The organism is Burkholderia arboris, from assembly GCF_902499125.1.
GTDB lineage: Bacteria > Pseudomonadota > Gammaproteobacteria > Burkholderiales > Burkholderiaceae > Burkholderia > Burkholderia arboris.
On sequence record NZ_CABVPX010000006.1, the window covers coordinates 230,114 to 250,287 of the forward strand.

Sequence of the window (20,174 nt, forward strand, 5' to 3'; positions counted from 1 at the left end):
GGCGCCACGGAACCGGACGACCGCGCCCCTACACTTGCGCCGAACTTTTGTTTCCAGTCCCACACGCAGGAGCCTCACCATGAAAAAAACCCTGATCGCCGGCGCATGCACCGCCGCCCTGTTCGCGCCGCTCGCCCACGCGCAAAGCTCGGTCACGCTGTACGGCCTGATCGACGCCGGCATCGCGTACACCAACAACGTGAACGGCGCGTCGCAGTGGCGCATGGCCAGCGGCACGGTCAACGGCAGCCGCTTCGGCGTGCGCGGCACCGAGGATCTCGGCGGCGGCCTGAAGGCGCTGTTCGTGCTCGAAAACGGCTTCAACGTGAACAACGGCGGGCTCGGCCAGGACGGCAAGCTGTTCGGCCGCCATGCGTATGTCGGCCTGAGCCAGGCCGGCTACGGGACGCTGACGCTCGGCCGCCAGTACGACACGATGGTCGACTTCGTCGCGCCGCTGTCCGCGACGGCCGGCGACCTCGGCGATGCGGGCTTCGCGCACCCGTTCGACAACGACAACCTGAACCACTCGCTGCGCATCAACAACGCGGTCAAGTACACGAGCGAGTCGATCGCGGGCTTCAAGGTCGGCGCGATGTACGCGTTCTCGAACTCGGCGAACTTCAGCGCCAACCGCGCGTACAGCATCGCGGCGAGCTATACGAACGGCCCGCTGAAGCTGGCCGGCGCGTACCTGCAGATGAACGGCACCAAGGGCTCGACGAGCGCGAGCCCCGGCGCGACCGATTCGGCCGAAGCGAAGAGCGTGAGCCAGGGCGGCTGGTCGATCGGCTCGGACCGCATGCGCTCGTACGGCGGCGGCGTCAGCTACGTGTTCGGGCCGGCAACCGTCGGCTTCGTCTACACGCGCTCGCAGTACGACAACACGGGGGCGTTCGGCTCCACCGGCCAGATCGCGTTCAACAACTACGACGTGAACGTGCGCTACGCGGTGACACCGGCCGTCAGCCTCGGCGCGGCTTACGTCTACACGGACGCCAGCGTGTCGAATCCCGACAGCAAGCACGGCACCGATCCGAAGTGGCACCAGGTCAACCTGCAGGCCGTGTACAAGCTGTCGCGCCGCACCGACCTGTACGCGGAAGCGATGGTCCAGCATGCGTCCGGGCGCGGCTACCAGGCGTTCATCAACACGTCGGGCGGCGCGTCGAGCACGGCGAACCAGGTCGTCGGCACGATCGGCATGCGCACGCGCTTCTGACCGGCATCGCACCGTTGTCCGTCTGCAATGAATCCGTGTTCGCACACGGATTCGTTCGCCGCGGGCGACGGGCCGCAATGTTGTGCCATCTGGAAGGCAGCCTGCCTGGAATCGGGGTTTTTGCGCGCGCGGCCGCTACGTAGACTGGCGTCGAAGGCTCGGGGCATGCGTCACGCATCGATCCGGCCACCCACCCCGTATTCAGGAGAACCTCGTGAAATCGCTCGTCGTTACCGCCGCCGCTGCCGTCCTGCTCGCCGCACCGGCCCTGTCGTTCGCCCAGCAGGCACCGTCGCCCGTCACGCGCGCGCAGGTGCTGCAGGAACTGATCGATCTGGAATCGGTCGGCTACAACCCGGCGCGCGGCGAAGCCGACAACTATCCCGAGGACATCATGGCCGCGCAGGAACGGCTGCAGGCGAAGCGTCTCGCGGAGCGCAAAGCCGCGCAGGCTGCGTACGGCCCGACCGGTGCGCCGGCAACCGAATCGGGCGCGGCAGCCAGGCCCGCGCAATGACGGCGCGACGACGCGCCCCGCCCGCGCAAAGGATCGTCGACGGGCGTGGCGCACGTCGCGTTTGCATGAAAACACCGGCAGCACGCGGATGCGCGCCCGCCGTTCAGGCGGCCTGCGGCTCGCGGCCGATTGCGTTCAGCATCTCGACGTCGCGCGCGATCATCCCCGGCACTTGGGCGCGCAACATCTCGACCCAGGTCCGCACCTTCGCATCGACGAAGCGGCGCGACGGATACAGCGCATAGACGTTCATCTTCTGCAGGATGTGGGCGGGCAGCACGCGCACGAGCGTGCCGTCGCGCAATGCATCGATCGCCGAGTACAGCGGCAGCATGCCGATTCCGATGCCGTCGCGGATCGCGAGTGCGAGCGATTCGGCCGTGTTCGTCTGTACCGGCCCCGCGACGTGGATCTGCTCGACGCCCTCGGGCCCTTCGAGCACCCACTCGTGCGTCGGGAACGCCGGCGTACACAGCGTCAGGCACGCGTGCGCGGCGAGATCCTGCGGGCGGCCCGGCACGCCGTGCCGTTTCACGTAGTCGGGCGACGCGCACAGGATGCTGAACGTCGAGCCGAGCAGGTGCGATACGAGCTCCGAATCGGGCAGCGACGACGCGGTGACGACTGCCATGTCGCTCGTGCCGTCGAACAGGTCGGGCATGCGCTGCGACAGCGACAGCTCGATCGACACGTCCGGGAACTGTGCGTGATAGCGCGTCAGCGCGGGCAATACGTAGTGGTGACCGACGCTCGCGAAGCTGTGCATGCGCAGCACGCCGGCCGGACGCTCATGCGCGCAACTCGCCTCTTCTTCCGCGCGGTCGACGTCCGCGAGGATCTGGCGGCAGCGCCGCAGATAGCTTTCGCCGGCCGACGTGAGCGCGAGACGGCGCGTCGAGCGATTCATCAGACGGGTGCGCAGCCGCGCCTCGAGCTCCGACACCGCGCGCGACATCGCGCCTGTCGTCGAATTCAGCGATTGCGCGGCGGCCGTGAAGCTGCCTGTCTCGACGACGCGCGAAAACACCCGCATGTTTTGTAGGGTATCCATTCCTGTGAGCAACCTGTAGCGGAGCCGCTATTTTCCTCCACTGGATGCGACAGATTGTTACTCCGGCTGCAACTATCGTTTCCCCGCAGCTGCGTTAATGCGCGGGCGCCGCACTCCTACAATCGGCGCCTCACCAGTCGAACGGACCGTTCGGAAGCGCCGCGGCACCTGCCCCGGCCCCGCACCGGCCCCCTTTTTTCATGAAGCCACAACCTGCGATCGAGCGACCTTCCATCGAACCGGCACGATGGAGGGCATGGCTCGATCCGCTCGGCGACGCGGCGCGCGACTGGGCCGCCAGCGACGGGCTGATCTGGCTGCACCTCGCGAAAACCGTGCTCGCGGCGCTGCTCGCGATGGGCATCGCGATGCGCCTCGAGATGTCGCAGCCGCGCACGGCGATGACGACCGTGTTCGTGCTGATGCAGCCGCTGTCGGGGATGGTGTTCGCGAAAAGCTTCTACCGGGTACTCGGCACGGCGGCCGGCCTCGTCGCCGCGCTCGCGCTCGGCGGGCTGTTCGCGCAGCAGCCCGAGCTGTACATGGCCGGCATCACGCTGTGGATCGGCGGCTGCATCGCGCTCGCGGTACGCAACCGGCACTTCCGCTGGTACGGCTTCGTGCTCGCCGGCTACACGGCCGCGCTGATCGGCCTGCCGGCCGTGATGACGCCGCAGACGCTGTTCCAGTCCGCGCTCACGCGCGCCGCGGAAGTCGCGCTCGGCATCGCGTGCTCGGGCGCGGTCAGCGCGCTGATCCTGCCGCTCAGTTCCGCGAAGGCGCTGATGCGCTCGCTGAGCGCGCGTCACGCAACGTTCGCGGCGTTCACGGCCGGCGCGCTCTCGGGCGAGGTCGCGCGCGGCGATTTCGAGCGGCGCTTCGCCGATTTCGTCGACGACATCGTCGGCTTCGAGGCCAACCGCGCATTCGCGTCGTTCGAAGATCCGCACATTCGCGCGCGCAGCCGCCGGCTCGCGCGGCTGAACAGCGAGTTCATGAACGCGTGCACACGGCTGCATGCGCTGCACCAGCTCGTCAAGCGCCTGCGCGCGAATCATTCGGACGCGGTGCTCGACGCGCTGGCACCGCACGTCGACGCGCTGGCGCTTCGGTTCGCCGCATTGCGCGACGAACGCCAGCGCAGCATCGCGCCAGCCACCGGCGCGTTGCTCGAACTGCACCGCTTCCACGGTGCGTTGCCGAAGGCTGCGCGCGCGTCGCGGCGAAACCTCGAAGCGCACGCGGCCGGCGGCCTGCTCGACTTCGATACCGCGATCGAGCTGCTGTACCGCTTCATCGGCGAATATCTCGGCTACGCCGATACCTATGCGTCGCTCGACCAGGACGATCACGCGTTCGAGCGCTCCGTCACGCATTACGCGGTGAAGACCAACGCGTTCTTCGTCGGCTTCGCGTTCCTGCGTACGGTCGTCGCCGTCGGCGCGATGAGCGCGTTCTGGATCGCGTCCGAATGGCCGAGCGGCTCGTTAGCCGTGATCGCCACCGCGATCGCGTGCGCGCTCAGCTCGACGTCGCCGCGCGCGCCGAAGTTCGTCGCGCAGATGAGCGTCGGCGCGGCGTTCGCGACCGCCGTCGGCTACGTGTTCCTGTGCTACGTGTATCCGAACATCGACGGCTTCCCGCTGCTGTGCGCGACGCTCGCGCCGGTGCTTGGCCTCGGTGCGTTTCTCGCGATGCGGCCGGGATTGTCCGGTTACGGAATCGGCTTCGCGGTGTTCTTCTGTCTGCTCGCGGGACCGGACAACGCGATGGCCTATACGCCCGAAGTGCTGATCAACAACGGGCTGGCGATCGTCATCGCGATGCTCGCATGCTCGCTCGTGTTCGCGGTCGTGTTCCCGACCCACATGCCGTGGCTCACCGGCCGCATCGCGCACGACCTGCGCCGCCAGGTCACGCTCGCATGCGAAGGCGCACCGGACGGCCTCGCGCAACGCTTCCAGTCGAGCACGCACGACCTGATGGCACAGCTGCGCACGCTGCTCGTCAGGCGCACGCGGCAGCACCGCGACGCCATGCGCTGGATGCTGGCGACGCTCGAGGTCGGCCACGCCGTGATCGACCTGCGCGACGAACTGCATGCGTTCAGTGCATCGAAACCGCCGCAGACGCTGCGCTGGACCGGCTCGATCGACGCGGTACTGCACGAATTGCCGCGCTTTTTCGACGACCCGACGCCCGGCCATCATGCACGCACGCTGAAATCGGTGAATCTCGCGATTCGCACGGCGCAACACACGTTGCAGGCGTGGTACGCGGTGCCCGATGCGCGCCGAAGCATGCAGCGGATCGTCGGCTGCCTGCATTTCATGCGCAGCGCGCTGCTGGACAAGGATGCGCCGTTCAACCGGCACCGCCATTGAAAACGGGTGCGCGCGCAACGGGATCCTTGTTCCGGATGGAAATATGCTCTACAGCCGCGGTGATTAATCTTTAAGCAGTGCGAGCCTATAGTTTCCTCACTGCCAGCGAGACTGGCACTCACCCAGGAGAAACTCAAATGAAGCCGCTGCACCTCGCCCTCGTTGCCCTGTCGCTCACCGCTGCTGTCGCCCACGCACAGCCGGCACCGGCAGACGTCGCACAGCAACAGGTGAACCGCGCCGAAGCCGTCAAGGCCGCGGGCCGCGTCGATCGTGCGCAAACGAAGCAGGAAGACCCGAACGCCTGTGTCGGCCCCGTCAGCTTCTGCAACATCTACTTCGGCAGCTGAGCATGACGCCGCGTCGTCACGGCCAGGCCCGTGCCGCCCGCACCGCATGCGTCGCATGCGCGGGCGGACGGCGGCCCGGCCGATCGCCGCATCGCCGCCCCGCCCCACGCCGCTTCGATTGAAGCGGCGCTTGCCGTTTCAGGCGCCGCGCCCCGGCCGCCAGCCCACTTCGCGCAACGCATCCAGCAAGCGCGCCTGCCCGAGCCCTTCGACCCGCGCCCCGCGCGACTCGACGTTGCTGCCAGCCACCAGCGCATTCACGATCGCCTCCTCCACCGCTTCCGCCGCCGCGGCGAACAGCGCGGAAATGTGGTCGTTGTTGACCATCTTCAGATCGGTGGTCGGCGCGCCCTTGCTGCCGTAGTTCGCTGCCGGCAAGCGTTCGTTGCCCGTTGCAAATGCCAGGAAGATGTCGCCGCTCGAATCCTCGGTGCCGCCGCCGACGCGTGCGAGCCCGACGCTCGCGCGCTGCGCGAGGCGCGTGCATTGATGCGGCAGAAGCGGCGCGTCCGTCGCGATCGTCACGACGATCGACCCCATGCCCGGCTCGCCTTTGGCGTCGTGTTCGCGGAACGGCGAATGCACGTGCCGCAGCACTTCGCCGACCGGATAGCCGGCGACGCGCAGCAGCTCGCGCACGCCGTAGTTCGCCTGCACGAGCGCGCCGACGGTCCAGCCGCCCGCGTCGTCCGCCAGCACGCGCGACGCGGTGCCGATGCCGCCCTTGAACTCGTGGCAGATCATGCCCGTGCCGCCGCCCACGCCGCCTTCGGCGACCGACCCCGACTGAGCGGCCGCCAGCGCGCGCTGCACGTGCGCGGCGCTCACATGCTGCCCCCAGATGTCGTTCAGCAGCCCGTCGTAGGTTTCCATCACGACCGGCATGCACCAGTACACGCGGCCGGCCGCCGCTTCGCGCTCGTTCGCGACGAGCGCGTCGCGCACCGCGCCGACGCTGTGCGTGTTCGTATAGGCGATCGGCGTCGTCAGCAGGCCGGCCTCGCGAATCCATTCGAGCCCCGTCGCGTCGCCGTTGCCATTCAGCACGTGCACGCCCGCAAAACACGGCGAATCGTGCGCGGCGCCCGCGCGCGGCTCGATGACGGTGACGCCGGTGCGGATCGATGCGTCGCCGTTCTCGACGTTCAGCGTGCAATGTCCGACCCGCACGCCCGGTACGTCCGTGATCGCGTTGAAGCGGCCCGGCTTGCCGAGTCCGATGCGGATGCCGAGATCCCTCGTGCGCATGATGCAATTCCTCCAGTCTTTCAGTGGTTCGGTCAGTCGATGTTGCAAGATATTGATCCGGTGCTCAGAGCGCGCGGAACGCTTCGCTGTGGCGCGCCCACACCACGTACATCACGAGTGCGGCAACCAGCAGCCCCGCGATGATGATCAGGTCGGTCGACTTCGTTGCCGTCGCCAGCGTCGTGTACAGCGTGTAGGCCGCGCCTGCCACCGCGACGAGCGGCGTCACGGGCCACAGCGGCATCCGGTAGTGATGCTCGACGTCGCGGCGCACGAACCGGCTCGCGAGCGCGGCCAGCCCGACGACCAGGTAGATCAGCAGCAGCAGGTCGACGGTGAACGCCGTCAGTTCGTCGAGACTCGACACGAAGACGAGCCCCGCCGACGGTACGGCCAACGCGATCGTCGCAAGCCACGGCGATTCGAGGCGCGGATGAATCGTCGAGAATGCACGGTTGCAGGTGCGCGACCAGAGCGCGTGGCGGCCGCTGCTGTACAGCAGGCGGCCCATCGTGATCACGATCGCGATGATCGCATTGAACACCGACAGGAAGATCCCGCCGCTGACCACGCGCGACACCGCCGGGTTGCTCAGCGAGCGCACGACATAGCCGATCGGGTCGGCGCTCTTCGTCAGCTCCGTCAGCGACGGTGCGCCGAGCACGATCGCGGTGAGCGGCACCAGTTCGACGACGAGGATCACGAGCAGCGAATAGATCACCGCCTTCGCGACGTTGCGGTTGCCGCCGCGCAGATCCTCCGCGAGATAGGCGGCCGAGCCGAAGCCGTTGTAGCAGAAGATCGCGGTGCCGATCGCCGGCACGATGGCCGCGAGCGTCGCCGGTACGAGCGCGTTGCCGCTCGCGACGACCGGTGCGATCAGCACGTCGGCACCGCGATGCGGCGAACCGAAGCCGAGGCCCGCGATCAGCATCAGCACGCCGATCTCGACGACGAGGAACGCGCCGGTGATCCACGCGTTCGTCTTGATGTTCAGCATGCCGAGCAGATAGCTGAGCAGTACGATCGTCAGCGCGACCGACTGGTTGCTGAAGTGCGTGCCGAGCGCGTTGTTCAGGTAGGGCGCGGCGCCGCTCGCGAGCACGGCCGGGATGAACACGCTGACGGACAGCACGGTGATGAAAGTCAGGTACCCGGGCAGCGTGCCGAACACGCGCTTGGCCATCACGTACTCGCCGCCCGCGCTGCGGTGCGCGGCGGCAAGCTCCGCGTAGCAGAGCGCGAATGCAAGCGCGAGCACGCCGCCGAGCACGAACGACAGCACGGCGCCGCTGCCCGCCTGCTGGATCGCGAACGGCGCGATCACGAAGATCGAGCTTGCGGGCGTCACGCCCGATACGGTGATCATCACCGCATCGCGCACACTGAGCGTCTGCGACAGCGCGCGCGGCGCGTCCTCCGTTGCAGGCGCCGCTTGCAGGCTACCCGTCGATTCCGACATCATCGCCATTTCGTTCTCCTGTGCTCCTTTGCTGCTCTTTTTTGAACACCCATACTCGGGCCCGATTGATTGCGTGGCAGTCTAGGAAGCCAATTTCAGGACCGCTATTCCCCCTTCGTGTTACGCCCTTCCGGTGGTGGTATGGATCGTCTCTTCTCCGAAATCGCGATGCACCAGGCGCTTGGCCGCGCAATCGATCATCTCGGCCAGCCGCGCTTCTGGCGTTTCCTGGTGCTGCTGCTCAATGAAATGGTGCCGTTCGACAACGCGCTCGCGACCGCGGTCGGCCGCGACGGCGTGCCGCTCGTGCTCGACGAATACGACGCGGGCGGCACCGACAGCGCATCGCCGGTGCCGCTCTACCTGAACGGCGTCTATCTGCTCGACCCGTTCCTGCAGGCCGCGCACGACGGGCTCGCCGACGGCTGCTACCGGCTCGAGGAAGTCGCGCCCGACCTGTTCCGGCAAAGCGAGTATTTCCTCAGCTACTTCCGCGATGCGGTCGGCGACGACGAAATCCAGATTCTCGTGCGGCCGAACGCCGACACGCTGCTGTCGCTGTCGCTCGGCGCGGCCGCGCGCTTCGACGTCGAGCCGCTCGGCAAGCTGACGGCCGCGATGCCGTGGGTGCTCGCGGCGATGCGGCAGCACTGGCGGCTGGTGGGCGACGCCGCACGCGCGACGCCCGATGCCGATCTCGGTGCGCGTGTCGAACAGGCGCTCGCGCGCTTCGGCGCGGGCGTGCTGACCGACCGCGAGATGTCGATCGCACGCATGGTGCTGCGCGGCAATTCGTCGAAGGCGATCGCCGAACGGCTGGCGATATCCCCCGAAACGGTTAAGGTGCACCGGCGCCACCTGTACGCGAAGCTCGGGATTTCGTCGCAGCCCGAGCTGTTTTCGCGGTTCATCCAGGCACTGGGGGAAGATGCGGCCGGGTGAGCGCCACGATCAGGACGGATGGCAACGGGCGCGAAATCGGGCACTATCCGTCAAGCGCCGCGTACCCTGCCGCTGCCGGTGCCGGTGCGGATACCCGGTCGACAACACGATTGCCAGAAAACAGGAATCCCGACCCATGTCACTCATTCCGCTCATAGGCATCGGCTGGCTGTTTCTGTGCGCGATCAGCGCCGCATCGATCGTGCTCGTGCCGCCCGTGGTGCTGGTCGCCTGCCTGATGGGCAAGGACGTCTGGTCGATCCTGACGCGCGGCCGATTGCAGGTCGCGTTCCTGGCCTACCTGGGCTCCGCGCCGGTACCGGCGGTCTTCACGTTCCTGCTGGAAGCCGGCGCCACGGCCGGAAACGCAGGCGGCGTGGCGTCCGACGGCCTGACGACGTGGAACGAGCGGTGTTTCTTCGTTTTCCTCGGCGCGGCTGCGCTGAGCGGGCTGCTGTTGCTGCTGCGGCCGAAAGACAGGCAAGCGGCAAACGTCGAGCCCTCGCAGTCTGCGCGCTAGCCGGCGCGCGAACGCCGCGCCATGCCGCCCGCCCGGTTTGCGGGCAGGGGCACGGTCATGCGCGGCGTCCTGCTACTTCCACTTCGCGCCGAGTTGCGCGAGCCCCGCGTTGCGGAGATCGTCCGGCAGCATCACCACGCGGAACTCGCAGTCCGCATTCAACATCAGGAACCACGGTTCCGCGAGCGCCGGGATCTGCGACGGGTCATCCAGATTGACGATCACGACCGCGCCGCGGTGGCCGCTCTGCTCCGTGAAATACACGGCCTCCGGCTTGACCGCTTCGAGTATTCGCGAGATCACGTCGCCGACGCTGCCGTCGCGCACGAGCGTGTTGAACGGTTCGTGAGGGATTCGTATGTTGAGAAGCATGCGCATGACCATCCTCCTTGGGCTCCGCCCGGCGTGGGCCCTTCAAGCATAGGTGCTGCGCGACGCCGCGCCAGTGGGACCGAAAGCCGTTGCCGGCACGCATTCACATTCCGACGATTCGATGACACCGCACCGCGCGAACGGCAATCGCTCGCGCGGTGCAGGCCGGGTCGAATCGACTTTTCATGCCTCCATCATTTGGAGATCGCATCGGCCGCCAGCTCCGGCGGCGCGATCGCCAGATGCAACGACTGCTGCGGCCGCAGCGTCACGTTCAGCACCTCGCGCGGCGGCGCCATGCCGGGCGGCACCGACAACACGTAGCGCTGCAGAATCATTGCGGCCACAACCGTCATCTCCGTCATCGCCAGATGCTGCCCGAGGCACACGCGCGGGCCGGTGCCGAACGGCATGTACGCGCCGCGCGGCAGCGCCGGCGCATCGTCGGCGAAGCGCTCCGGGCGGAAGGTACCGGGCTCCGGGAACCATCGCGGATCGCGCTGCATCAGTTGCAGCGGCAGCATGAACAGCGTGCGCGCGGGAAACTGCCACGCGCCCAGCGCGATCGGCCGCGATGCGCGACGGCTGATCAGGATCGGCGCGGACGGATACAGACGCAGCGTTTCGTCGAGTGTCTGCGACAGGTAGCGCAACGACGAGCGCGTCTCCGCGGACGGCGCGCGGCCACCCAGCACGCGGGACACCTCGTCGCGCGCGGCGGCTTGCACGGCCGGATTCGCGGCCATGCACCAAGCCCACCAGGTCAGCGCCCCGGCCGTCGTCTCGTGGCCGGCCAGGAACGCCGTCACGCATTCGTCGTGCACGGCCTGCAGCGGCCATTTCCGCGCATCCGCCCGATGCAGCCGCAACAGGCGCGACAGCAGATCGTCGGGCCAGGCATGCTCGGACCGGTCGAGGCGTGCGTGCAGTTGCCGGTCGATCAGCCGTTTGAGCACCGCCATCGCGCGTGCCGTGCGGTGCTTCCACGGCACCCAGTTCGGCGTGTTCACCGGCTGGTAGAACGCCGCGTTGGCCGCGGCGCTCACCACGCGCACCGCCTCCTCGGCTGCGCGCGCATCGTCGCCGATCGTATCGGAGAACATCGTGCGCATGATCACGTCCATCGCCAGCGACGTCAGCGCGCTTTCGATCGGCCAGTCCGGATCGCGCGCGGGCCATTGCGCGAGAGCATGACCGGCCGTGGCCGCGATCGCCGGAACGAACGCCTGAACCGGCTTCGGCATGAAATTCGGCTGCAGCGCCTGCCGCTTGTCGCGCCACGCCTCGCCTTCCGCGACCAGCACGCTTTGGCCGTGGACCTGCGCGAAGACGCGGGTGGCGCGCTCCCAGCGCCCGAGCGCATCGTGATGCGTGACCAGCAACTCGCGCACGAGCGCCGGATCGGTCACGGCCACGGCATGCTCGGGCCACACGCGCAAGTGCACGACGTCGCCGTAGGTGCGCTGCCAGCCGCCAAGCGTGCCGATCAGGTCGCGCGACATCGTGCGCAGCAACCCCCACCCCGTCAGGCCGGCGGGTGGCCCCGGCGGCCATACGCCGGGTGGATGAAGCACGGGCGCCGGCGCAGCCGTGCCCGCGTGGAATGGACATTGGGAAGAGGATCGTGTGTTCATGTGCCGGATTCTCCCCATCGGCGCGCCGCTGGTCTTGAACGCAAACGACATCGACACGCGCCGGACCGGTCCCTATACTGCGGCGTCATGTTCTCCGGTCCGCCATCGATTCCGCTGTCATGTCCCGATCCGCTTGCACGCGCGCCCCGCGTGGCGGGCGGCGGGCGGTCGCCGCATGCGCGGCTGCATCCCGCACCGGCCGCGCTGCAGGGCGCGGTGGTCGCGATCGTCCTGTGCGACACGCGCGGCGTCGCATTGAGCGACGCGCAACGGCTTTCGCACTTTCCGGCCACACCGCTCGTCTGCGTGTCCTGGTACCGGGATCTCGACGTGGGCTTCATCGAACCCTCGCCCGACGGCTCGCAATGGCGCCCCTTCGGCGCGACGGCGACGCTGTCGGGCAGCCATTCGGCCCCCACCGTCGCGTGGGCGCCGACGGGCGGGCTGATCGGCATGATCTGTTTCACCGCCGATGCCGCGCGGACGTTGTTCGGCATCGCACTGCCGGACATCCACGACCGCGTTCTCGACGCGCACGCGTGCCTCGGCCACGACTGGCATCCGCTGCTCGATGCCCTGATCGGCGTGGATCGCGACGCCGACGTGCTGGCCACGATCGATCGCCATCTGGCGCCTCGCTGGCAGGCGCTGCGGCCTGCGACAGCGCTGTCGTCGCTCCGCAACGCAGGGCGCAGCTGGGTCGAGCGCCTCGCGCTGCAGGCGCGCGAATGGCGCGGCACGCACAGCCCGCGTCAGGTCGAACGGCGCATCAAGACATACAGCGGTCGATCGCTGCGCGAATGGCAGGCGCTCGTCCGGACGGAAAGCGCATTCTTCGCGGCGCGCGACCGTTTCGAAGCCGGCGCCCCCTTCAACTGGGCCACGCTGGCGCTGGACGAAGGATTCGCCGACCAGGCGCACCTGAGCCGCGAGGTCAAGCGCATCACGGGATTCTCGCCGAGCGAATTCACGCAGCGCTTCATCGACGACGAATCGTTCTGGATGTACCGGTTGTGGGTGTAGCCCGCACTCAACCGCGTGGTTCGACGAACGTGCCGTCACGCACATCGTGCGGCACGTTCCAGCCGAAATACACCTCGGCCTCGACGATCCGGCCATCGCGGACACGCAGCCGCTCCGCATTCCGGAACCGCTTGCCGCCATGCGTTTCGGCCTCGTACACGACGAATACGTATTCGCCGTGCGCGACGACGTCGATGAAGTCGAAGCACGTGAGCATCGCGCTGTTCGGCCAGCAGCGCGCGAAATAAGTGTCGCGGTCGAGCCGGTTGTCGAGCGGGCTCGTGAAATGAAAGTCCGGCGCAATCAGCGCTTCAATCGCGTCGCGGTCCTTGTCGGCGTATGCGCGGTAGCACGCACGCGCCACGTCGCCGGGATTCTGCAGCATCGTCGGGCCCTCCTTCAACGATCGGCGCAAGCGTCGCTCGCGTCGCTTCGGATAGTGCGGCGGAACACGCCCGGCGGCAACCGCCCCGACTAGCGTCCCTGCGGGCAGCCCGACCGGGCCGTCGCACGCCGGCGATGCCGCGGTTGCCCGATTCGGCGGCCACGGGCATGATGTCCGCGAACTGGCCGGTTGCATTGTCCGCTTGCGCATCTCGCCGGGTTCACCGCCTCCATGCGGCCCGTCACGCGAGCAATCCGCATGCCGGCCCTGCCGCTCACGCCACTTCGCCCATGTCATTACGCGCATTCAGAACGCTGGTCGCCATCGCCCGATACCGGACCTTCGCGCGCGCCGGCGAAGCCATCGGCCTCACGCAATCGGCGGTGAGCCTGCAGATCAAGACGCTCGAAAGCGAATACAACGTGCAGTTGTTCGACCGTTCGCGCCGGCAGCCGGTGCTCACCGAAGCCGGCAACATTCTGCTCGCGCAGGCCGAGCAGGTGCTCGCGATGGTCGACCGGATTCCCGATGCGCTCAGCGACGAGAAAAAGCTCGTCGGCCGCCTGCGGATCGGTGCGATCCAGACCGCGCTGTCCGGCCCGCTGCCTGACGCACTACTTGCTTTGCGTGCGGCGCATCCGTCGTTGCGCGTGCACGTGTCGGCCGGCATGTCGGCGGAACTCGCGAACCGCGTTGCGGCCGGCGAGCTCGACGCGGCGATCACGACGCGCCCGGTACGCCCGCATCCGGCCGAACTGACGTGGACCACGCTGTACGAGGACCGCTTCTGGCTGCTCGCGCCGCCCGACCATGCGGAACGCGACGCGGGCGCGCTGCTCGACGCGCTGCCGTTCATCCGCTTCGACGCGCAGGCGTGGGCCGGCCGGATGATTGCTGCCGAGCTGCGCCGCATTGGCGTGCGCGTACGCGAAGAAATGGTGCTGGACAGCGCGGAAACGATCGCGCGCATGGTGGCACGCGGGCTCGGCGCGGCGATCGTCGCGCTCCCCGATGCGACGCTTGCACGCCTGCCGCCGGTCACGCGCTTGCCGTTCGGCCAGCCGCAGATGGGACGCGCGGTCGTGCTGCTCGAACACCAGTCGCGCCCGGGCGAACGTTTCGCCCGCGCGCTGGCGGCCGAAGTCACTGCGTCATCAATGAGAATTTCTCATTGAACACCCGATAATTAACAATTATTCCTGTTGCTTGCGCGTGTTAACTTGGCGGCATCGTCACTCTTTCGATTGCGTGTCGCCATGTTGCCCGCCGGATGGATTCCCGCTTCGTTCCGCCGCCTTTCCCCGCCAATCGGTGTGAAGGTACGCCGGTGATCGGCCCGATCCTGCTCGCGCTCGCGCCGGTCGCGCTGCTGGTCGCGTTCGGTCACGGCCTGCGACGCACGGGCTTCATCGCCGACGCGTTCTGGCCGCACGCCGAGCGGCTCTGCTACTACATGCTGCTGCCCGCGCTGTTCGCGGACAGCCTCGCGAATGCGCGGCTGCAATCGCTGCCCGTTTTACCGCTCGCGGCGGCGCTGGTCGGTTCGACCGCACTCGCCGCGGCGCTTCTTCTGCTGGTCCGCCCGTTCGTCCGGGTCGACGGCGCCGGCTTCACGTCAGTGTTCCAGGGCGCCGTGCGCTTCAACAACTACGTCGGCACCGCGCTGGCCGCCGGGCTGCTCGGCGCGAAAGGGATCGCGCTCGCAGCCGTGTGCGTCGCGGCGATCGTCCCGACCGTCAACCTGATGTGCGTGCTGGTCTTCGCGCGCTACGGCGACACGCGGCTCGGTGCGGCGGCGCTCGCACGGCAGATCCTGTCGAATCCGCTCGTCGTCGCATGCGCGCTCGGGATCGCGATGCAGGCCGGTGGCGTCGCGTTCCCGGCTGCCGTCGAGCCGGCCGTGCGCGCGCTCGGCGCCGCATCGATGCCGCTCGGCCTGATGTGCGTCGGCGCGGCGCTGAAATTCGATGCGGCGCGTGCATGGCTGCAGCCGGTGTGCGTTGCGTCGGCGTTCAAGTTCATGGCGATGCCGCTCCTCACGCTCGCGGCCGGCCACCTGTTCGGGCTCGGCGATGCGGCGCTGACGGTCGCGCTGCTGTTCCAGGCGCTGCCGACGTCGTCGGCGTCGTACATCATGGCGCGCCAGCTCGGCGGCGATGCGCCGCTGATGGCCGGCATCACCGCATTCCAGACGATTGCCGCCGCTTTCGCGATGCCGGTCGTGCTGACCGCGCTCGCGTCGGCGCCGGCGTTTCGCTGACGGCGCCGCGAGCAGCCCCGTCTCCCTGAATCAGTCTGCCGGCCGGCCAACGCGCCGCTCGGTCACGTACGCATGGCCGCAGACGCTTTCGTTTCGAGAACCCACGCCCCATGCACGCTCCCGCCCCGCCCGCCCGCGTCGTCGCCACCCGGCCGCACGCGGCCATCTACGTCAAGCTCACGCTCGTCGCGCTGTTCTGGGGCGGGACGTTCATCGCGGGCCGGATCCTCGCCGCAACGATGTCCGCGACCTCGGCGGCGACCGGCCGCTTCGCGATCGCCGCGCTGCTGCTGGTCGTCCTGACATGGAAAATCGAAGGCGGGCTGCCGAAACTGAGTGGCCGCCAGATCGTGACGACCTTCGGCCTCGGCGCGACCGGCATCTTCCTGTACAACGTCTGCTTCTTCGCAGCGCTCGCGCGGATGCCGGCCGGCCGCACCGCGCTGTTCGTCGCGCTGAATCCGGTCGCCACGGCCGTGCTGCTGTCGGTCGTCGCGCGCGAGCGCCTGTCGTTGTCGCGCTGGGCCGGCATCGTCGTCGCGCTGTTCGGTGCGCTCGTCGTGATCAGCCGCGGCGATCTGCTGCGCGTACTGACCGATCTCGGCAACACGTTCGGCGCCGGTGAACGTTTCATGCTGTGCGCGGTGCTGAGCTGGGCCGCCTATACGGTAATCGGCCGGCGCGCGCTCGACGGGCTGTCGCCGCTCGCGGCCACGACGTACGCGGCACTGTGGGGCCTCGCGCTGCTGATCGTCACGCACCTGTTCAGCCCGTCTGCGAACGGCGGCACGCCGCTGACGTGGCAGGCCATCGCGTCGATGCTCTACCTCGGCGCCATCGGCACGGTGGTCGCGTTCGTCTGGTATTCGCAGGGGATCCGCGAACTCGGGCCGGCCCGCGCCGCCGTGTTCACCAACCTGGTGCCCGTGTTCGGCGTGCTGCTGTCGGTCGCGCTGCTCGGCGAACCGCTGTCGCCGTCGATGCTGGCCGGCGGCGCGCTCGTGATCGCAGGCGTCGCGCTGACCAATCGCGCGAAACGCTGACGCACCGGCGCACATCCTGCGTACGGGGACGGACGCCGAATACCGGCTCGGCGGTGATCGCAACGCCGTTGTGTGACGCATACGCTTCGGCCGATACGCCCCCCGATCTTCTCGCAGCCCCGCCCAAAACCGCCTATCGTGAAGAAGGCGCCCCGTTTGCCGCCCTCCGGCCCCGCGTCGCTCGCACGGGCGGCAACGACATCGCGTTCCGGCACCATTCATCGCGATCCCTGCGCATGCTCGCCCGTGCACACGATCGCACCGCCCACCGGATAACCAGGAGGCACACATGAAAGCCGTGCTGCTCGTCAGCTCCGCTCTGCTCGCCATTGCATCCGCTTCGGCGATGGCCCAGGGTTCCATCACGAAGGAAGAAAACGGCGCGCTCGTCGCCGCAAACGGGATGACCGTCTACACGTTCGACCACGACAAGCCCAACGCCGGCACCAGCGCCTGCACGGGCCAGTGCGAATCCTTCTGGCCGCCGTACAAGGCCAGCGCGACCGACGTCCCGGTCGGCCCCTACACGATCGTCAAGCGCGACGACGGCAGCCCGCAATGGGCCTACAAGGGCAAGCCGCTGTACTTCTTCTCGAAAGACATGAAACAGGGCGACCGCAACGGCGACAACTTCAAGAACATGTGGCACGTTGCGGCACCGTAAGCGTCCTGCTGCCTTCCGCCCTGTCCGGGCAGACATGAAAAAGCCCGCCCCGATCGTCGATCGAAGCGGGCCTTCGCGGCTTGGCACGTCCGGCCGGCTGCACGCAGCCGGCTCGCGCGTCAGCGGCTCGACGGGAAGCTGAACACCGTGCCTTCGCGCACGCCGGCCGACGGCCAGCGCTGCGTGATCGTCTTGCGCTTCGTGTAGAAGCGCACGGCGTCCGGGCCGTATGCGTGCAGATCGCCGAACAGCGAACGCTTCCAGCCGCCGAACGAGTGGTACGCGACCGGCACCGGCAGCGGCACGTTGATGCCGACCATGCCGATCTGGATGTTGTCGCCGAAGTAGCGTGCGGCCTCGCCGTCGCGCGTGAACAGGCACGTGCCGTTGCCGTACTCGTGCGCATCGATCAGCGCCATCGCCTCGTCGAGCGACTTCAGGCGGATTACGCCGAGCACGGGCCCGAAGATCTCGTGCTGGTAGATCGGCATGCCGGGCTTCACGTTGTCGAACAGGCACGGGCCGAGGTAGTAGCCGCCGTCGTGGCCGTCGACCTTCACGCTGCGGCCGTCGACGACCAGCGTCGCACCGGCTTCCACGCCCGCTTCGACGAAACCCGTCACCTTCTCGAAATGCTGCTGCGTGACGAGCGGGCCCATGTCGACGCCCGCGCCGTTGCCCGGGCCGACCTTCATCTTCTCGATCTCGGCCTTCAGCCCCGCGACGACCTTGTCGCCCGTCTCGTCGCCGATCGCGACGACCAGCGGAATCGCCATGCAGCGCTCGCCGCACGAACCGTACGCGGCGCCCATCAGCGCGTTCACCGCATTGCCGATGTCGGCGTCCGGCATCACGACCGCGAAGTTCTTCGCGCCGCCGAGCGCCTGCACGCGCTTGCCGTGCGCGCAGCCGGTCGAGTAGATGTATTCGGCGATCGGCGTCGAGCCGACGAAGCTCACCGCCTTCACGCGCGGGTCGGTCAGGATCGTGTCGACCGCTTCCTTGTCGCCGTTCACGACGTTCAGCACGCCCGGCGGCAGGCCGGCTTCGAGCGCGAGCTCGGCCATGCGCAGCGTCGACGACGGCGTGCGCTCGGACGGCTTCAGCACGAACGTGTTGCCGCAGGCGACGGCCATCGGCCACATCCACAGCGGCACCATCACCGGGAAGTTGAACGGCGTGATGCCGGAGACGACACCGAGTGCCTGGAATTCGCTCCACGAATCGATCGCGGGGCCGACGTTCTTGCTGTGCTCGCCCTTCAGCAGCTCGGGCACGTAGGTCGCGTATTCGACGTTCTCGATCCCGCGCTGCAGTTCGCCCATTGCATCGGCGAGCACCTTGCCGTGCTCGGCGGTGATCAGCGCGCACAGCTCGTCGGCGTGCTCCTCGAGCAGCGTCTTGAAGCGGCTCATCACGCGGGCGCGCTTCAGCGGCGGCGTGTTGCGCCACGCCGGGAACGCGGCCTGCGCGGACGCGATCGCGGCTTCGACGGTCAGCTGGTCGGCAAGCGCGACGCTTTTGTTGGATTCGCCGGTGGCCGGGTCGAACACCGGCTGGACGCGGCTGCCGCCGTCGACGCGCTTGCCGTCGATCAGGTGGCCGATGGTGGAGGTCACATTGCTGTCGTGTTTCATCGTTGAGGCTCTTTCGTGAATTCGGTTATCGCGGGGCGAGCTGCGGCTCAGTCCACTTCGTTCAGTGCGTCGGACAGCGCGTTGACCAGGTTGTCGATCTCGCGCTTTTCGGCGATGAACGGCGGCGCGAGCTGGATCGTGTCGCCGCCGTAGCGCACGTAGAAGCCCTTCGCCCAGCAGCGCATCGCGATCTCGTACGGGCGCCGCGCCGGTTCGCCCGGCAGCGCCGCGATCGTCAGGCCGGCAGCCAGCCCGTAGTTGCGGATGTCCGCGATGTGGCGCTGGCCCTTCAGCCCGTGCACGGCCGCCTCGAAATGCGGCGCGAGATCGCGCACGCGGGCCACCGCGTCTTCCTTCACCAGCAGGTCGAGCGCCGCGACGCCGGCCGCGCACGCCACCGGGTGCGCCGAATACGTGTAGCCGTGCGGGAACTCGAGCATGTACTCGGGGCCGCCTGCGGCCATGAACGTGTCGTAGATCTCCTTCGTCGCGATCACGCCGCCGAGCGGCTGCACGCCGTTCGTCACCTGCTTCGCGAAGTTCATGATGTCCGGCACCACGCCGAACGCGTCGGCGCCCGTCATCGCGCCGGCGCGGCCGAAGGCCGTGATGACCTCGTCGAAAATCAGCAGGATGTCGTGCGCGGTACAGATGTCGCGCAGGCGCTTCAGGTAGCCCTTCGGCGGCACGACCACGCCCGCCGAGCCGGAGAACGGCTCGACGATCACGGCCGCGATGTTCGATGCGTCGTGCAGCGCGATCAGCTCGAGCAGGCGGTCGGCCAGCTCGGCGCCGTGCTCGGGCATCCCGCGCGAGAACTTGTTCTCGGCGAGCTGCGTGTGCGGCAGGAAATCGGCGTCGAGGCCCTGGCCGAACAGCTTGCGATTCGGCCCGATCCCGCCAACCGAGATGCCGCCGAAGTTCACGCCGTGGTAGCCCTTCTCGCGGCCGATCAGGCGCGTCTTCGTGCCCTTGCCCTTCGCACGCCAGTACGCGCGGGCCAGCTTCAGCGACGTGTCGGCCGCTTCCGAACCCGAGCCCGTGAAGAACACGTAGTCGAGGCCGGCCGGCGTCAGCTCCTTGATCTTGTTCGCCAGTTCGAACGATTTCGGATGGCCGAACTGGAATGCCGGCGCGTAGTCGAGCTGAGCGACCTGGCGGCTCACGGCTTCGACGATTTCCGTGCGGCCATGACCGAGGCCCGTGCACCAGAGGCCCGACAGGCCGTCGAAAATCTTGTGGCCTTCGCCATCCGTGTAATACGCGCCCTGGCCCGACACGATCATGCGCGGATCGGCCTTGAACTGGCGGTTGGCCGTGAACGGCATCCAGTGCGCGTCGAGCCACGCGGCGTCGGTGCGGAGGTTCGTGTCGTCGTGCTGGGCGGTGGTGATGTCGGTCATGTCGGTCGGCGCGGCGCGCCCCTCCTCCTTGTGTTGATGTTGCACATTGTCGGGACG

19 protein-coding genes are annotated in these 20,174 nt (G+C 68.2%); 11 read left to right on the forward strand and 8 right to left on the reverse strand.

Translation table 11 applies throughout. The annotated features are described in order from the left end of the window. Positions 1 to 79 precede the first annotated feature (79 nt). Both BLA15945_RS10140 and BLA15945_RS10145 read left to right on the forward strand, forming a co-directional pair. Complete coding sequence (locus BLA15945_RS10140) at positions 80 to 1,222, forward strand: porin (RefSeq protein WP_059240643.1); 1,143 nt, start codon at positions 80 to 82, stop codon at positions 1,220 to 1,222. Between the two features lie 214 nt (positions 1,223 to 1,436). Beyond that, the gene (locus BLA15945_RS10145) at positions 1,437 to 1,739 is read left to right on the forward strand and encodes a DUF4148 domain-containing protein (RefSeq protein WP_059240644.1); all 303 of its coding nucleotides are present in this window, start codon (positions 1,437 to 1,439) and stop codon (positions 1,737 to 1,739) included. Positions 1,740 to 1,842: 103 nt separating this feature from the next. On the opposite strand, the gene BLA15945_RS10150 is transcribed toward BLA15945_RS10145, so the two are convergent. Continuing rightward, positions 1,843 to 2,790, reverse strand: coding sequence for a LysR family transcriptional regulator (locus BLA15945_RS10150; protein WP_059240645.1), 948 nt, complete (start codon positions 2,788 to 2,790; stop codon positions 1,843 to 1,845). Positions 2,791 to 2,990: 200 nt separating this feature from the next. Between BLA15945_RS10150 and BLA15945_RS10155 the strand changes: the two genes are divergently transcribed. Both BLA15945_RS10155 and BLA15945_RS10160 read left to right on the forward strand, forming a co-directional pair. Beyond that, positions 2,991 to 5,174, forward strand: a complete 2,184-nt coding sequence (locus BLA15945_RS10155) for an FUSC family protein (RefSeq protein ID WP_174992229.1) — start codon at positions 2,991 to 2,993, stop codon at positions 5,172 to 5,174. A 137-nt stretch (positions 5,175 to 5,311) separates the two neighbouring features. Next, positions 5,312 to 5,524 (forward strand): hypothetical protein, encoded by a 213-nt coding sequence (locus BLA15945_RS10160; RefSeq protein WP_059240647.1) that lies wholly within the window; start codon positions 5,312 to 5,314, stop codon positions 5,522 to 5,524. 138 nt (positions 5,525 to 5,662) lie between these two features. Here the strand turns inward: BLA15945_RS10160 and BLA15945_RS10165 are convergent, their stop codons facing one another. Both BLA15945_RS10165 and BLA15945_RS10170 read right to left on the reverse strand, forming a co-directional pair. Beyond that, on the reverse strand, positions 5,663 to 6,772 hold the full coding sequence (locus BLA15945_RS10165; RefSeq protein ID WP_174992230.1) for a DmpA family aminopeptidase: 1,110 nt from the start codon (positions 6,770 to 6,772) through the stop codon (positions 5,663 to 5,665). A gap of 64 nt (positions 6,773 to 6,836) precedes the next feature. Next, complete coding sequence (locus BLA15945_RS10170) at positions 6,837 to 8,243, reverse strand: APC family permease (RefSeq protein ID WP_174992231.1); 1,407 nt, start codon at positions 8,241 to 8,243, stop codon at positions 6,837 to 6,839. 132 nt (positions 8,244 to 8,375) lie between these two features. On the opposite strand from BLA15945_RS10170, the gene BLA15945_RS10175 reads away from it, so the two are divergent. Both BLA15945_RS10175 and BLA15945_RS10180 read left to right on the forward strand, forming a co-directional pair. Continuing rightward, on the forward strand, positions 8,376 to 9,176 hold the full coding sequence (locus BLA15945_RS10175; protein WP_059240650.1) for a helix-turn-helix transcriptional regulator: 801 nt from the start codon (positions 8,376 to 8,378) through the stop codon (positions 9,174 to 9,176). Positions 9,177 to 9,312: 136 nt separating this feature from the next. Next, entirely contained in the window at positions 9,313 to 9,696 is a 384-nt protein-coding gene (locus BLA15945_RS10180; protein ID WP_059240651.1) for a hypothetical protein, read from the forward strand. A gap of 72 nt (positions 9,697 to 9,768) precedes the next feature. Here the strand turns inward: BLA15945_RS10180 and BLA15945_RS10185 are convergent, their stop codons facing one another. After that, the gene (locus BLA15945_RS10185; protein WP_059240997.1) at positions 9,769 to 10,074 is read right to left on the reverse strand and encodes a hypothetical protein; all 306 of its coding nucleotides are present in this window, start codon (positions 10,072 to 10,074) and stop codon (positions 9,769 to 9,771) included. A gap of 188 nt (positions 10,075 to 10,262) precedes the next feature. After that, the gene (locus BLA15945_RS10190) at positions 10,263 to 11,702 is read right to left on the reverse strand and encodes a cytochrome P450 (protein ID WP_174992232.1); all 1,440 of its coding nucleotides are present in this window, start codon (positions 11,700 to 11,702) and stop codon (positions 10,263 to 10,265) included. Positions 11,703 to 11,789: 87 nt separating this feature from the next. Between BLA15945_RS10190 and BLA15945_RS10195 the strand changes: the two genes are divergently transcribed. After that, on the forward strand, positions 11,790 to 12,725 hold the full coding sequence (locus BLA15945_RS10195) for a helix-turn-helix domain-containing protein (RefSeq protein WP_174992233.1): 936 nt from the start codon (positions 11,790 to 11,792) through the stop codon (positions 12,723 to 12,725). Between the two features lie 7 nt (positions 12,726 to 12,732). Here the strand turns inward: BLA15945_RS10195 and BLA15945_RS10200 are convergent, their stop codons facing one another. Next, complete coding sequence (locus BLA15945_RS10200; RefSeq protein ID WP_174992234.1) at positions 12,733 to 13,110, reverse strand: nuclear transport factor 2 family protein; 378 nt, start codon at positions 13,108 to 13,110, stop codon at positions 12,733 to 12,735. Between the two features lie 290 nt (positions 13,111 to 13,400). On the opposite strand from BLA15945_RS10200, the gene BLA15945_RS10205 reads away from it, so the two are divergent. From BLA15945_RS10205 to BLA15945_RS10220, 4 genes are all read left to right on the forward strand, one after another. After that, the gene (locus BLA15945_RS10205) at positions 13,401 to 14,285 is read left to right on the forward strand and encodes a LysR substrate-binding domain-containing protein (protein ID WP_059240654.1); all 885 of its coding nucleotides are present in this window, start codon (positions 13,401 to 13,403) and stop codon (positions 14,283 to 14,285) included. 152 nt (positions 14,286 to 14,437) lie between these two features. Further along, the gene (locus BLA15945_RS10210; protein WP_196486624.1) at positions 14,438 to 15,370 is read left to right on the forward strand and encodes an AEC family transporter; all 933 of its coding nucleotides are present in this window, start codon (positions 14,438 to 14,440) and stop codon (positions 15,368 to 15,370) included. Positions 15,371 to 15,480: 110 nt separating this feature from the next. Beyond that, positions 15,481 to 16,413: a DMT family transporter gene (locus tag BLA15945_RS10215; protein WP_059240656.1), complete on the forward strand. Its 933-nt coding sequence runs from the start codon at positions 15,481 to 15,483 to the stop codon at positions 16,411 to 16,413. A 289-nt stretch (positions 16,414 to 16,702) separates the two neighbouring features. Then, positions 16,703 to 17,077, forward strand: coding sequence for a COG4315 family predicted lipoprotein (locus BLA15945_RS10220; RefSeq protein ID WP_059240657.1), 375 nt, complete (start codon positions 16,703 to 16,705; stop codon positions 17,075 to 17,077). A gap of 119 nt (positions 17,078 to 17,196) precedes the next feature. On the opposite strand, the gene BLA15945_RS10225 is transcribed toward BLA15945_RS10220, so the two are convergent. Both BLA15945_RS10225 and BLA15945_RS10230 read right to left on the reverse strand, forming a co-directional pair. Then, positions 17,197 to 18,714 carry a CoA-acylating methylmalonate-semialdehyde dehydrogenase gene (locus tag BLA15945_RS10225; protein ID WP_059240658.1) on the reverse strand — a complete coding sequence of 506 codons (1,518 nt, stop codon included), beginning with the start codon at positions 18,712 to 18,714 and terminating at the stop codon, positions 17,197 to 17,199. 47 nt (positions 18,715 to 18,761) lie between these two features. Next, complete coding sequence (locus BLA15945_RS10230) at positions 18,762 to 20,117, reverse strand: aspartate aminotransferase family protein (RefSeq protein WP_174992235.1); 1,356 nt, start codon at positions 20,115 to 20,117, stop codon at positions 18,762 to 18,764. Positions 20,118 to 20,174 lie beyond the last annotated feature (57 nt).